General features: G+C 65.3%; 16 protein-coding genes. 10 read left to right on the top strand and 6 right to left on the bottom strand.

Annotated features, from left to right (window positions below):
* Positions 1-37 precede the first annotated feature (37 nt).
* From urtB to AC25ND_RS21320, 6 genes are read left to right on the top strand one after another with little or no spacing between them, the layout of a single operon-like run.
* Positions 38-1,525 carry an urea ABC transporter permease subunit UrtB gene (gene urtB / locus AC25ND_RS21345; protein ID WP_486976576.1) on the top strand — a complete coding sequence of 496 codons (1,488 nt, stop codon included), beginning with the start codon at positions 38-40 and terminating at the stop codon, positions 1,523-1,525.
* Complete coding sequence (urtC, locus tag AC25ND_RS21340) at positions 1,525-2,604, top strand: urea ABC transporter permease subunit UrtC (protein ID WP_062572703.1); 1,080 nt, start codon at positions 1,525-1,527, stop codon at positions 2,602-2,604. Before urtB ends, urtC begins: the two co-directional genes overlap by 1 nt.
* A complete protein-coding gene (gene urtD, locus AC25ND_RS21335) occupies positions 2,601-3,458 on the top strand; it encodes an urea ABC transporter ATP-binding protein UrtD (RefSeq protein WP_028691301.1) in 858 nt (285 codons plus the stop codon). The genes urtC and urtD overlap by 4 nt, the downstream gene beginning before the upstream one ends.
* A gap of 37 nt (positions 3,459-3,495) precedes the next feature.
* The gene (gene urtE / locus AC25ND_RS21330) at positions 3,496-4,194 is read left to right on the top strand and encodes an urea ABC transporter ATP-binding subunit UrtE (RefSeq protein WP_236179494.1); all 699 of its coding nucleotides are present in this window, start codon (positions 3,496-3,498) and stop codon (positions 4,192-4,194) included.
* A gap of 31 nt (positions 4,195-4,225) precedes the next feature.
* Positions 4,226-4,750, top strand: coding sequence for a GNAT family N-acetyltransferase (locus tag AC25ND_RS21325; RefSeq protein WP_186596612.1), 525 nt, complete (start codon positions 4,226-4,228; stop codon positions 4,748-4,750).
* 5 nt (positions 4,751-4,755) lie between these two features.
* Positions 4,756-5,298 (top strand): GNAT family N-acetyltransferase, encoded by a 543-nt coding sequence (locus tag AC25ND_RS21320; RefSeq protein ID WP_182321815.1) that lies wholly within the window; start codon positions 4,756-4,758, stop codon positions 5,296-5,298.
* Between the two features lie 82 nt (positions 5,299-5,380).
* On the opposite strand, the gene AC25ND_RS21315 is transcribed toward AC25ND_RS21320, so the two are convergent.
* Together AC25ND_RS21315 and cbpA are read right to left on the bottom strand one after the other, a co-directional pair.
* Positions 5,381-5,686: a chaperone modulator CbpM gene (locus AC25ND_RS21315; protein WP_028688225.1), complete on the bottom strand. Its 306-nt coding sequence runs from the start codon at positions 5,684-5,686 to the stop codon at positions 5,381-5,383.
* A gap of 2 nt (positions 5,687-5,688) precedes the next feature.
* A complete protein-coding gene (gene cbpA / locus AC25ND_RS21310; RefSeq protein ID WP_486976575.1) occupies positions 5,689-6,648 on the bottom strand; it encodes a curved DNA-binding protein in 960 nt (319 codons plus the stop codon).
* A gap of 163 nt (positions 6,649-6,811) precedes the next feature.
* On the opposite strand from cbpA, the gene AC25ND_RS21305 reads away from it, so the two are divergent.
* Complete coding sequence (locus tag AC25ND_RS21305; protein ID WP_062360878.1) at positions 6,812-8,083, top strand: Hsp70 family protein; 1,272 nt, start codon at positions 6,812-6,814, stop codon at positions 8,081-8,083.
* A gap of 36 nt (positions 8,084-8,119) precedes the next feature.
* Here AC25ND_RS21305 and AC25ND_RS21300 read toward each other — a convergent pair whose 3' ends face one another.
* From AC25ND_RS21300 to AC25ND_RS21290, 3 genes are all read right to left on the bottom strand, one after another.
* Positions 8,120-9,127 (bottom strand): AI-2E family transporter, encoded by a 1,008-nt coding sequence (locus AC25ND_RS21300; protein WP_062360876.1) that lies wholly within the window; start codon positions 9,125-9,127, stop codon positions 8,120-8,122.
* Positions 9,128-9,197: 70 nt separating this feature from the next.
* Positions 9,198-9,491, bottom strand: coding sequence for a PsiF family protein (locus tag AC25ND_RS21295; protein WP_062360875.1), 294 nt, complete (start codon positions 9,489-9,491; stop codon positions 9,198-9,200).
* A 64-nt stretch (positions 9,492-9,555) separates the two neighbouring features.
* Entirely contained in the window at positions 9,556-10,344 is a 789-nt protein-coding gene (locus AC25ND_RS21290) for an AraC family transcriptional regulator (protein ID WP_028688230.1), read from the bottom strand.
* 188 nt (positions 10,345-10,532) lie between these two features.
* Between AC25ND_RS21290 and AC25ND_RS21285 the strand changes: the two genes are divergently transcribed.
* Positions 10,533-11,405, top strand: a complete 873-nt coding sequence (locus AC25ND_RS21285; protein ID WP_028688231.1) for a DMT family transporter — start codon at positions 10,533-10,535, stop codon at positions 11,403-11,405.
* Between the two features lie 114 nt (positions 11,406-11,519).
* Here AC25ND_RS21285 and AC25ND_RS21280 read toward each other — a convergent pair whose 3' ends face one another.
* Positions 11,520-12,410 carry an esterase/lipase family protein gene (locus AC25ND_RS21280; RefSeq protein WP_486976574.1) on the bottom strand — a complete coding sequence of 297 codons (891 nt, stop codon included), beginning with the start codon at positions 12,408-12,410 and terminating at the stop codon, positions 11,520-11,522.
* Positions 12,411-12,534: 124 nt separating this feature from the next.
* Between AC25ND_RS21280 and osmE the strand changes: the two genes are divergently transcribed.
* Together osmE and AC25ND_RS21270 are read left to right on the top strand one after the other, a co-directional pair.
* Positions 12,535-12,876 (top strand): osmotically-inducible lipoprotein OsmE, encoded by a 342-nt coding sequence (osmE, locus tag AC25ND_RS21275; RefSeq protein ID WP_028688233.1) that lies wholly within the window; start codon positions 12,535-12,537, stop codon positions 12,874-12,876.
* Between the two features lie 36 nt (positions 12,877-12,912).
* A complete protein-coding gene (locus AC25ND_RS21270) occupies positions 12,913-13,440 on the top strand; it encodes a ferritin-like domain-containing protein (RefSeq protein WP_036985638.1) in 528 nt (175 codons plus the stop codon).
* Positions 13,441-13,486 lie beyond the last annotated feature (46 nt).

The raw sequence follows: 13,486 nt of genomic DNA, 5'->3' as shown, positions 1-13,486 counted from the left end.
AAGCCCTCGCCTTACCCTGACTACACAGGAATAACTAATGCTCAGATTCCTGCTCACCCTCTTGTTGTTACTGCCCCTGGCCAGCCACGCCAGCGAAGGCGAGTTCTTCCTCAGCGCCAAGCCCGCCGACCAGGCGCGCCTGCTCGAAACCTGGGCCGCGCAACCCGATGCCGCCCGCCTGCCGCTGCTGGACAACCTGCGCCAAGGCCGCATCGCCGAAAACGACACCCGCAAGCTGCGCCTGAGCAACCGCCTGCGCGGCCTGATCGACAACGCCCTGGCCAGCCATCGGCTATTCAGCGACCAAGCCAGCATCCGCCTGGCCGCCGCCCAACAACTGCAAAAAACCGCACAACCGGCGCAAATGGCCTTCCTCGACCGCCGCTTCGCCAGCGAACCCGACGCCGCCGTGCACGCGGCCCTCGGCCTGGCCCTGGCCAACCTGCAACTGGGCGCCAGCGAGCCCGCGGTACGCCTGGCCGCCGTGCGCCTGCTCGGCGAAACCGGCGACCCACTGGCCCGCACCCGCCTTGAAGCGCTACTACAACCCGACGCCGAAACCGACGCCGCCGTGCGCACCGCCGCCGAAACCAGCCTGGCCCAGGTACAGCGCAAGCTGCTGGTCGGTGAATTGCTCGGCCAGGCCTTCAGCGGCTTGTCGCTGGGTTCGATCCTGCTGCTGGCGGCGCTGGGTCTGGCGATCACCTTCGGCCTGCTCGGGGTGATCAACATGGCCCACGGCGAGATGCTGATGCTCGGCGCCTACAGCACCTACATGGTCCAGGTGCTGCTGCAACGCTATGCCCCCGGCGCCATCGAGTTCTATCCGTTGATCGCCTTGCCGGTGGCCTTCGCCGTCAGCGCGGGGGTCGGCATGGCGCTGGAGCGCACAGTGATCCGTCACTTGTATGGCCGGCCGTTGGAAACCCTGCTGGCCACTTGGGGCATCAGTCTGATCCTGATCCAGGCCGTGCGCTTGATCTTCGGCGCGCAGAACGTCGAGGTGAGCAACCCGGCCTGGCTGTCCGGCGGCATCCAGGTGCTGCCCAACCTGGTGCTGCCGTACAACCGCCTGGTGATCATCGGCTTCGCCCTGGCGGTGGTGCTGCTTACCTGGCTGCTGCTCAACCGCACGCGGCTGGGCCTGAACGTGCGCGCGGTCACCCAGAACCGCAACATGGCCGCCTGCTGCGGGGTGTCCACCGGCCGCGTCGACATGCTCGCCTTCGGCCTCGGCTCCGGCATCGCCGGGCTCGGCGGCGTGGCCCTGAGCCAGGTCGGCAACGTGGGGCCGGACCTGGGCCAGAGCTACATCATCGACTCGTTCCTGGTGGTGGTGCTCGGCGGTGTCGGCCAGCTGGCCGGCAGCCTGTGGGCGGCCTTCGGACTGGGCATCGCCAACAAACTGCTGGAGCCGCAGATCGGTGCGGTGCTGGGCAAGATCCTCATCCTTGCGCTGATCATTCTGTTCATCCAGAAGCGCCCGCAAGGCCTGTTCGCCCTCAAGGGACGGGTAATCGACTGATGAACCAGCCATTGATTGTCACTGCCACGCGCAAGGCCGGCACCCGGGTTTCAATGGCCGTCGGCGCCGTTGTCGTCCTGGTGCTGCTGGCCCTGCCGCTGCTGTCGCTGCTGCCCGACGGGCACGCCTTGCAGGTCTCGGCCTACACCCTGACCCTGGTCGGCAAGGTCCTCTGCTACGCCATCGTCGCCCTGGCCCTGGACCTGGTCTGGGGCTATGCCGGGTTGCTGTCGCTCGGCCATGGCCTGTTCTTCGCCCTGGGCGGCTACGCCATGGGCATGTACCTGATGCGCCAGGCGGCCGGCGACGGCCTGCCGGGGTTCATGACCTTCCTGTCGTGGAGCGAGCTGCCCTGGTACTGGGCCGGCACCCAGCATTTCGCCTGGGCGCTGTGCCTGGTGGTGCTGGCGCCGGGGCTGCTGGCGCTGGTGTTCGGCTTCTTCGCCTTCCGCTCGCGGATCAAGGGCGTGTATTTCTCGATCATGACCCAGGCCCTGACCTTCGCCGGGATGCTGCTGTTCTTCCGCAACGAGACAGGCTTTGGCGGCAACAACGGCTTCACCAGCTTCCGCACCATCGTCGGTTTCGACATCGCCGCCCAGGGCACTCGGGCCGTGCTGTTCCTGCTCACGGTCGGCCTGCTGCTGGGCAGCCTGTTCCTGTGCTGGCGCCTGACCCAGAGCAAGTTCGGGCGCCTGCTCACTGCCGTGCGTGACGCCGAGAACCGCCTGATGTTCTGCGGCTACGACCCGCGTGGCTTCAAGCTGCTGGTATGGGTGCTCAGCGCCGTGCTGTGCGGCCTGGCCGGGGCGCTGTACGTGCCGCAGGTGGGCATCATCAACCCCAGCGAGATGTCGCCGACCAACTCCATCGAGGCCGCCGTGTGGGTGGCCCTGGGCGGGCGCGGCACGTTGATCGGGCCTCTGCTCGGCGCCGGCCTGGTCAATGGCATGAAGAGCTGGTTCACCGTGGCGTTCCCCGAGTTCTGGCTGTTCTTCCTCGGCGCGCTGTTCATCCTCGTCACCCTGTACCTGCCCAAGGGCGTGGTCGGCCTTGTGAAGAAAAGGAGCCAGCCATGAGAAGCGTGCCCCCGGTGCATCCGGAATTCATGCTGGAGCCGATCTTCGACCAGATCGGCAGCGGTCGCGAGGCGATCGGCCTCGGTCGGCGCCGCGAGACTGGGCTCGACACCCGCCACGGCACGGTGCTGAGCCTGGAGGGCATCAGCGTCAGTTTCGACGGCTTCAAGGCGCTCAACGATCTGAACCTGTACATCGGCGTGGGTGAGTTGCGCTGCATCATCGGCCCCAACGGCGCCGGCAAGACCACGATGATGGACGTGATCACCGGCAAGACTCGGCCCGACACGGGGACCGCGTTTTTCGGCGACACCCTCGACCTGACCCGCATGAGCGAATGCCAGATCGCCCAGGCCGGCATCGGCCGCAAGTTCCAGAAGCCCACGGTGTTCGAGGCGCTGACGGTGTTCGAGAACCTGGAGCTGGCGCTCAAGGCCGACAAGTCGGTGTGGGCAAGCCTGGTGGCGCGGTTGTCCGGCGAGCAGCGCCAGCGCATCGAGGAGGTGCTGACCACCCTGCGCCTGCTGCCCCTGGCCCAGCGCCAGGCGGGGCTGTTGTCCCATGGACAGAAGCAGTTCCTGGAGATCGGCATGCTGCTGGTGCAGGAGCCGAGGTTGCTGCTGCTCGACGAGCCGGTGGCGGGGATGACCGATGCCGAGACCGCGTTCACCGCCGAGCTGTTCCGCTCCTTGGCGGGCAGGCATTCGCTGATGGTGGTGGAGCATGACATGGGCTTCGTCGGCAGCATTGCCGACCATGTGACGGTGCTGCACCAGGGGAGTGTGCTGGCGGAAGGGTCGCTGGCGCAGGTGCAGGAGGATGAGCGGGTGGTCGAGGTGTATCTCGGTAGATAGGCCCGCTCCCACGAATTGAACGACTCAAGGGCAGAACATGCTGAAAATCGACACCCTGCACCAATACTACGGTGGCAGCCACATCCTGCGCGGCCTGTCCTTCGAGGCCAAGGTCGGCGAGGTCACCTGCCTGCTGGGCCGCAACGGCGTGGGCAAGACCACCCTGCTGCGCTGCCTGATGGGTGTGCTGCCGGCCCGCGAGGGCCGCGTGGAATGGGAAGGCAAACCCATTACCACGCTCAAGCCCCAGCAACGGGTCCAGGCCGGCATCGGCTACGTGCCGCAGGGCCGCGAAATCTTCCCGCGCCTGACCGTCGAGGAAAACCTGCTGATGGGCCTGTCGCGGTTCCCCGCCCGCGAGGCCCGGGAAGTGCCAGCCTTCATCTACGAACTGTTCCCGGTGCTGGAGCAGATGAAGCAACGCCGTGGCGGCGACCTCTCCGGTGGCCAGCAGCAACAGCTGGCCATCGGCCGCGCCCTGGCCAGCCGCCCGCGCCTGCTGATCCTCGACGAGCCCACCGAAGGCATCCAGCCGTCGGTGATCAAGGAAATCGGCGCGGTGATTCGCACGCTCGCCGACCGGGGCGACATGGCCATCCTGCTGGTGGAGCAGTTCTACGACTTCGCCGAGGAGCTGGCCGACCAGTACCTGGTCATGGCCCGCGGTGAGATCGTCCAGCGCGGCCGGGGTGAAAACATGCAGGCCGAAGGTGTGCGCGGCCTGGTTACCATTTAATCTGCAGCCACTTCCCTTGCGAGACGCTGTCATGAGTTACCAGATCCGCGACGCCCTGATCGACGACATGCCGGGCATCCTCGACATCTACAACGACGCCGTGGCCAACACCACGGCGATCTGGAACGAAACCCCCGTGGACCTGGGCAACCGCCAGGCCTGGTTCGAGGCCCGTGCGCAGCAGGGCTATCCGATCCTGGTGGCGGTGGACGACAGCGGCGTGCTGGGCTATGCCTCATTTGGCGACTGGCGGCCGTTCGAAGGCTTCCGGCATACCGTCGAGCACTCGGTGTACGTGCGTGGCGACCAACGCGGCAAGGGCCTGGGGCCGGTGTTGATGGCAGCGCTGATCGAGCAGGCGCGTCTTTGCGACAAGCATGTGATGGTCGCCGCCATCGAGAGCGGCAACGCCGCATCGATCCGCCTGCACGAACGCCTGGGCTTCAGCATCACCGGGCAGATGCCGCAGGTGGGGGTGAAGTTCGGGCGCTGGCTGGACCTGACCTTCATGCAGCTTTACCTGGATGACAACACCCATCCCCCTTCAAGGACCTGAAGCCAATGAACACCGCCCAGCTGCACCGCGTCACCCACGAAGGCCTGGCGTACTACCGCGACGGGTTGGTGGCCCTTTTGCTGAATGCGGTGCGCCAGGGCGCGTCGGTGGGGTTTCTGGCCGATATCGACGAGCAGCAGGCCAAGGCCTACTTCGATGAGGTGAAGGCAAAAATGGCCAGTGGCGAGCAACTGCTCTGGGTCATTGCCCAGGGGCAGGAAGTGCTGGGCAGCGTGCAGTTGGGGTTGTGCCTGAAGCCCAATGGGCTGAACCGGGCCGAGGTGCAGAAGTTGCTGGTGCACAGCGATGCTCGGCGGCGTGGGCTGGGGCAGCAGTTGATGGGGGCCCTGGAGGCCGAGACGCGGCGGATCGGGCGGGGGATGCTGTTTCTCGATACCGAGGCGGGGTCTGGGGCCGAGGCGTTCTATCGGGCGCAGGGGTACAGCAAGGCGGGGGAGATTCCGGATTATGCCTGCGGACCGGAAGGGGTGTACCGGGCAACAGCGTTGTATTTCAAGGTCCTGGCGCCGGCTTCAGAACGGCGTTGATGCAATCGCGGGGCAAGTCCGCTCCCACGAAGCACCTCGATGCCTGGCGTGGGAGCGGGCTTGCCCCGCGATGCTTTTACTCTTATATCTGGGTAAACCTGCCCAACCGCTGCTTCAACATGCTGTTCTCACTGCGTAACTGCTGCACCTCTTCCAACAGTTCCAGCGCCAGCGCCACCCCTTCCCACTCCAACTCCAGCTCCTGATGCAGCTTCACCGCGCGCTTCAGCGTCACCGGCGCGCGGTCATCGAACACCCACTCCTCGGGCGTTCGCCCTGACGGTTCGACAATGCCGTGCTCGACGATCTCGATCACCCAGTCGGCCGATACATTGGCCTCCTGGCACAGGGTACGCATGTCCAGTTGAACGATCAGGGTGCTGCTCATGATCACTTACTCCATTGAGTCCTCGGATTGAACGCGGCTTTCTCGGAGAGCTGGGTCCACAGTTCGCGCGCGGCGGCGTCGGACTGGGCGGGCATGACCACCTTGAGCTGGGCGTACAGGTCGCCGCGCTCGCCCTGCTTGTTCAACAGGCCCATGCCCTTGACCCGCAGGCGCTGGCCGCTCTGGCTGTCGGGGCGGATGGTCAGGTTGATCTTGCCGGTCAGGGTCGGCACGGCCACCTTGGCGCCGAGCACCGCTTCCCACGGTGCCAGCGGCACGGTGATGATCAGGTCATGGCCTTCGACATCGAACAGCGGGTGCGGAGCCATGCGGATGGTCAGGAACAGGTCGCCGTTGGCGCCACCGCCCACGCCCGGCGCGCCCTGGCCCTTGAGACGGATGCGCTCGCCGTCGGTCACCCCGGCGGGGATCTTCACGTTCAGCGTTTTCGTGGTGAACCCGGTACGCTGCCCGGCACCGTTGGTCTGCGGCACCTGGAAGCTGATCTGCTTGGATTCCTTGTTCAGGGTCTCTTCGAGGAAGACCGCCAGTTCCAGTTCCACGTCCTGCCCTCGCCTGCCGGCACTGCGTTGCTGCCGGCCACCGCCGCCACCAAAGGGGTTGCCGCCCCGGGCGCCGAAGATCGAGCTGAAGAAATCGGAAAAATCGCCACCCTCGAAGCCACCGCCACCACCGCCGCGGGACTCCCAGCCAGGCGGCGCCTGGAACGGCCGGCCATGCTGGCCGCCGTACTTGCGGATTTCGTCGTACTCGGCACGCTTGTCCTTGTCGCCAAGCACTTCGTAGGCCTCGTTGGCCTCCTTGAACTTGTCCTCGGCGTCACGCTCCTTGCTGACGTCGGGGTGATACTTGCGCGCGAGCTTGCGGTACGCGGCCTTGATCGCCTTCTCGTCCGCGCTCGCCTCGACGCCGAGTATCTTGTAATAGTCTTTGAAGTCCATCTATGGATCACCGATGTGAATGTACGTATTGCTATTGAAGATTGGGGTCAAGCATAGCCTTTCAAGGTTCATTCGGGGTTGCGCTATCGCAGACGACCGGTCTTGATTTAGTCGCAGACTGGCATAAACTGCGCGGCCGTTTTGCCTCCGGAAGCTCTCCTTCATGTCTGACGTATCCCCGGCCCGTGCCCTCGGCATCGACTTCGGCACCTCCAACTCCACGGTCGGCTGGCACCGCCCGGGCGTCGAATCGCTGATCGCCCTGGAAGACGGCAAGATCACCCTGCCGTCGGTGGTCTTCTTCAACATCGAGGAGCGTCGCCCGGTGTACGGCCGCCTGGCCCTGCACGAGTACCTGGAGGGCTACGAAGGCCGCCTGATGCGCTCGCTCAAGAGCCTGCTAGGCTCCAAGCTGATAAAGCACGACACCAGCGTGCTGGGCAGCGCCCTGCCGTTTAAGGACCTGCTGGGCATGTTCATCGGCGAACTGAAAAAGCGTGCCGAAGCCGATGCCGGCCGCGAATTCGACCAAGTGGTGCTGGGCCGCCCGGTGTTCTTCGTCGACGAAGACCCGGCCGCCGACCAGGAGGCCGAGGACACCCTGGCGGAGGTGGCGCGCAAGATCGGCTTCAAGGACGTGTCGTTCCAGTACGAACCGATCGCCGCGGCGTTCGACTACGAGTCGGGCATTAGCCGTGAAGAGCTGGTCCTGATTGTCGATATCGGCGGTGGTACCTCGGACTTTACCCTGATCCGCCTGTCGCCCGAGCGTCACCTGGTGGCCGAGCGCCAGAGCGATATTCTCGCCACCGGCGGCGTGCACATCGGCGGTACCGACTTCGACAAGCAGCTGAGCCTACAGGGCGTGATGCCGCTGTTCGGCTACGGCAGCCGGATGAAGAGCGGCGCGCTGATGCCCACCAGCTACCACCTCAACCTGGCCACCTGGCACACCATCAACGCCCTGTACTCGCAGAAGTCGCAACTGGCCCTGGGCAGCATGCGCTATGACATCGAGGACACGCTAGGCATCGACCGCCTGTTCAACCTGATCGAGCAGCGCGCCGGGCACTGGCTGGCGATGGAAGTGGAAGCCAGCAAGATCGAACTGACCGAGCGCGACAGCCGTCGCATCGACTTCGGCCGGATCGAGCCTGAACTGTCGGCCGAACTGACCCGGGCGCTGTTCGAAGATGCCATCGGCGGGTTGCTGGAGCGGGTGCGCGGCAGCGTGACCGAGCTGCTGGCCAAGGCCGGCGTGAGCGAAGGGCAGGTGGACACGGTGTTCTTCACCGGTGGTTCCAGCGGGATTCCGGCGCTGCGCAACAGCGTGGCGGCGATGCTGCCCAATGCGCGGCATGTGGAAGGCAATATCTTCGGCAGCATTGGCAGTGGGCTGGCGATCGAGGCACGCAAGCGTTACGGCGCCGCCTGAGCCATCCCGGGGCCGCGTGGCGGCCCCGGCAATCCTTCAGACCAACTCCGCCCGCTTCAACTCACTCTTCAGGTAAGCGTAATAGATCGGCCCCGCCACCACCCCCGGCAAGCCGAATGCCGCCTCGAACACCAGCATCGCCAGCAACAGCTCCCAGGCCTTGGCACTGATCTGCCCGCCAACGATCCGCGCGTTGAGGAAGTACTCGACCTTGTGGATAACAATCAGATACCCCAGCGCCGCCATCGCCACCCAGATCGACAGCGACAAGCCGACGATGGTGATCAGGGTGTTGGACATCAGGTTGCCGATCACCGGCAGCAGCCCGAGCAGGAAGGTCAGCACGATCAGCGTCTTGGTCAACGGCAGGTGCACGCCGAACAGTGGTAGCACCACGGCCAGGAAGATGCCGGTAAAGAAGGTGTTGAGCAGCGAGATCTTGATCTGCGCGAAGACGATGTTGCGAAACGCCTGCACCAGCAGGCTCAGGCGCTCGAACAGCGCCGCCGCCAGGGGCTTGCGCCGGGAGATGTCGGGGATGCGCTGCAGGGCGACGATGGCGCCGAGGATCATGCCGATCAGCAGGGTCACGAACATGTGCGCCATGCCCTTGCCCACCAGTTGCAGGTCGCTCAGGTGGCTCTTGATCCAGTCGCCGATGGCCACCTTGAACTCGGCGGCGCTGGCCGGCAGGTAGGCTTCGATGAACGGCGGCAGCTGGCCCCGCGCGCGCTCGACCAGGCCCATGAACTTGTCCAGCGAGGCGCCGGGGTTCTCGGCCTCGTGCAGCAGGAAACTGAAGGCGCCGGCGATCAGCAACGTCAGCGTGCTCACCACCAGGGTGCCGAGCAGCGCCACCGCCAACCAGCGTGCGCGCTGCCCGGCGATCAGCGGTTGCAGGCGCGGGGTGAGCATGTTGACCAGCTCGTAGACCAGCAGGCCGGCCAGCAGGCTCGGCAGCAGCTTCAGCGGCAGCGCCAGCAACAGGCCCGCCATGACGATGATCCAGCTGGCCAGGGTGACCTGGCGGGGAGTGAAAGTCATACAGCCTCAACGGCAGACAGCGGAAAGTCCCGCAGTCTGCCAGCCTTCACGGCAGAGGCATAGGCGCAGGTCATTTCTTCTTCAGGCAGTCACTCATGAAGGTCTTGCGTTCATCGCCCTTGAGCGCCTTGGTGGTGGCGTCGGCGTTGCAGGTCTTCATCTTCTCCTGCTGGGTGGCGGCTTTGGCCGGCTCGGCCTTTTTCAGGCAGGTACTCATGAACGCCTTGCGTTCATCGCCCTTGAGCGCCTTGGCGGTGGCGTCGGCGTTGCAGGTCTTCATCTTTTCCTGTTGCGCGGTGGCGGCGAACCCTTGGCCCGCGATCAACAGGCCCAACACCAGCAGGGGTACGTGCAGCAGCTTCATGGAGTGGTCTCCTTGCCTGCGCGCCGGATGCGCGCTCGTCGCAGCTGAGTGTAGACAAGAATTCTTACATCTCTGTCCGTGCCCGCCGCCGGTACTGCTCCGGGGTGCAATTGGCCTGGCGCTGGAACATGGCGATGAAGGCCGAAGCGCTGCTATAGCCGAGGTCGAAGGCGATGGCCTGGATCGGCGTGCCCGCCTCGAGCGCCTCGATAGCCCGCAGAAAGCGCAGTCGCAAGCGCCATTCGCCGAAGCTCATCCCCAGCTCCCGCAGAAACTGCCGGGCCAGGGTACGCTCGCTGACATGCACCTGCCCGGCCCAATGGGCGAGCGGCCGGTTGTCGCCAGGCCCCGCGTGCAACGCCTTGAGCACCTGGCGCAGGCTGTCGCTGCGGGCGAACGGCAAATAACAGGTCTGCGTCGGCGCCAGACGCAGTTGGTCGATCAGTACCTGGACCAGGCGCTGGTCGCGCTCGTCCTGGGCGATGTGCAGGTCGCGGCGGGCGAAGTCGCCAAGGATCGCCTTGAGGATGTCGCTGATCACCAGGCTGCAGGGCTGCGCCGGCAGTTCAGCGCACAAGCTGCGCTCCAGATAGACCGAACGGTAGATGATGGCCTGGGGGTTGTAGCAGCCATGCTCCGTCTCCGGCGGCACCCAGACAGCGTAGTGCGGGGGCGAGATGAAGCGCTGGCCCTCGACGTCCAGGTGCATCAGGCCATGGGAGGCATAGTTGAGCTGGCCCCAGGGGTGACGGTGGGGCGGGCTGTGGGTGTCGGCGCCGAATTCGTCGTAGCGGAAGTAGACCGGTGCGGGGAGCCGGTCGAACCGGGGGATGTCGAGGAACTTGCGGGTCATGCTGTCTGCTTCGCGGGACGGGTTGTCTGGATGGAAGTATAGGCATTTGGACAGACAAGCGATAATGGCCGCCACGTGGGAGCGGGCTTGCCCCGCGATTGCACCCGCCCGGCCAACATCATTTCCTGGCCTGGCGCAATCGCGGGGCAAGCCCGCTCCCACGGGTCAACCGCAACTCGAGAATCATCATGAACTACCTCTTCCCCCTCATCGCCATCCTCATCTGGGCCGGCAACACCGTGGTCACCAAGATGTCCGCCGGGGCCATCTTCCCCGCCGAGATCGGCTTCTACCGCTGGCTGCTGGCCGGCCTGCTGTTCACCCCTTTCCTGCTGCCACAGCTCTGGCGCAACCGCACGGCCATCCGCCCGCACCTGGGCAAGATCTTCGTGCTGGGCGTGCTGGGCATGGCCATCTACCAGAGCCTGGCCTACTTCGCCGCCGCCATCACCAGCGCCACCAACATGGGCATCATCCTCTCGTTGATGCCGCTGATGTCGCTGGCCCTGTCCATTGCCTGGCTCGGTCAGCGCCTGACCTATGGCGCGCTGCTGGGCGCGCTGGTGTCGTTCTTCGGCGTACTGGAGGTGGTCTCGGCCGGGCAACCCGGCGTGCTGCTGCACCAGGGGTTGAACGCCGGCGACCTGATGATGCTGGTGGCCACTTTCGCCTATGCGCTGTACAGCTTCCTGTTGAAAAAATGGCAGCTGCGCCTGCCGCCGTTGCAGTTGCTGTACCTGCAGGTGCTGGTGGCGATCCTGGTGTTGCTGCCGCTGTTCCTGCTGTCACCCAAGACCGGGTTGAACGGCCACAACATTGGCCTGGTGCTGTATGCCGGCCTGCTGGCCTCGATGGTCGCGCCACGGGTGTGGATGCAGGCGGTGCACCGTCTGGGGCCAAGCCGGACCACGCTGTTCTTCAACCTGCTGCCGGTGGTCACGGCGGTGATCGCGGCGGTAGTGCTGGATGAGCAGTTGGCCAGTTATCACTTGGTTGGCGGTGTGCTGACGCTGGTTGGCGTGCTGCTGGCCGAGCGTTGGACCACTCCGGTACGGCGTTAGTACGCGGGGAGCGCTGCGCGCTCCTTTCGCGACGCAAGGCCGCTCCCACAGACGAACGCAATCCCCTGGAGCGGCCTTGTGTCGCGATAGGGCTGCGAAGCAGCCCCAGGCTTCTCACAGCCCCGCAGCCTTGAGCCGTGCGGCATGCTCGGTGAACAACCGCACCGGCTCGGCACCCTTGCCCACCGCGCCCAGCGACTGATTGACGATATCCAGGTGATCGAGCGGATAGTCGTCCCCGATCACCAAACCCAAGTGCGAGCTGAAGCGCCCGACCATGCCATCGCACTGCCCCTTCTCTCGGACGAAACTGCGGGCGAACAGCCGGCAAAATCGGTTGCTGCCGTCAAACCGGTTCAAGCCTTGGTCGGTGCGCCCTGGCTGCAGGGTGCCGGACCAGGAGTAGTAGCGAACACCGTTCACCTCAGCCGGCCCTTCGCCGCCCCAGACCTCGGGCAGCCCCTGTGGATAAGCATGGTTGAACAGCGCCACCCCGGCACTGGTCAGCGACTGATGGGAGGCGTGCACATCGATCGGCAGCGGATCGCGGCGCCATCCGGTCTCCAGCCAACCCAACAGCACAGCGAAGCCATGCAGCACGGCCTTCAGGAAGCGCCCCCGCACAGAGTCACCAGGTGCCGTGCGTTCGAGATGGTCGGCCAGCTCCGAGCCATGATTGGGGCCGGCCACCGACGTCACCGAAGCCACCCGGTCAGGCCGCTTCGCCGCCGCATAGCGGGCACTGAGGGCGCCCTGGCTGTGACCGATCAGGTTGACCTTGTCGGCCCCCGTGCGCTGACAGATGTCCTCGATGATGCCGAGCAGCTGCTCACCCCGCACTTCGCTGGAATGCAGCGGCGACACCTGCACCGGGAATACCTGCGCGCCGCCCCGGCGCAATGCCGGCACGATGCCGAACCAGTAGGGATACACCAGCGCCCGCACGAACCCGAGCATGCCCGGCACCAGCACCAGTGGATAACGCGTGGCCAGCTCCTGACTCATCCCCCTTGCCCTCATCCGTGAACAGACCGGTCCACCCTACAGCGCGATCGACGACAAGTGCAATCGAACTCCCGGCGCGCCGCGCGGTTCCAAGCAGAACAGACCCTGAGCAAGGAGCGGGACCATGTACAAGCGAACCCTGGCCATCCTTCTGGCAAGCGCCACCCTAGCCGCCTGCGGCAGCCGCCCGGAAAACCCGGTGGACTATGTCACCTACCGCGACGAACCGCTGGTCAAGCAGGTTGAGCACGGCATGACCATGCAAAAGGTCATTGCCATCGGCGGCAGCCCGTCCAACGTCATAGACCTGCCCCACGGCGGCACCTGCAACGACTACATCCTCAACCGTGATGGCCACCAGCAGCCCTACTACGTGCGTTTCGACGCCACCGGCCATGTCGACGCCAAAGGCTTCAAGACCTGCAAGCAACGCCAACAAGACAGCGACGCCGTACACGGCGCATGACACACCATGACTACCCTGATGCTTTCGGAGATGAACATGAGCGTTGAACTGACCGATGTGAAGACCCTGCGCGAACGTGCCCGCCAGCATGTCGAGCAAGGTGCGGTGACCGAGGGTTACCACGCCGATCGTGAAAAGATCCTGCGCCTGCTGAACGAGTCGCTGGCCACCGAGCTGGTCTGCGTCCTGCGCTACAAGCGTCACTACTTCATGGCCAGCGGCATCAAGGCCAGCGTTGCCGCCGCGGAGTTCCTCGAGCATGCCAACCAGGAAGCCGAGCACGCCGACAAGCTGGCCGAGCGCATCGTGCAGCTGGGCGGCGAGCCGGACTTCAATCCGGACAACCTGACCAAGAACTCCCACGCGCAGTACGTGGCAGGCAATTCGTTGAAGGAGATGGTGCTGGAGGACCTGGTGGCCGAGCGCATCGCCATCGACAGCTACCGCGAGATCATCCAGTACATCGGCGACAAGGACCCGACCACCCGGCGCATCTTCGAGGACATCCTGGCCCAGGAGGAAGAGCACGCGGACGATATGTCGGACCTGTTGCAGGGGCTGTGATACCTGGGGGCGCTGTGCGCCCCTTTCGCAAAGCCGCTCCCACAGG

This window comes from Pseudomonas sp. P110(2024) (assembly GCF_057480795.1).
This window is presented reverse-complemented; position numbering and strand designations above follow the sequence as displayed.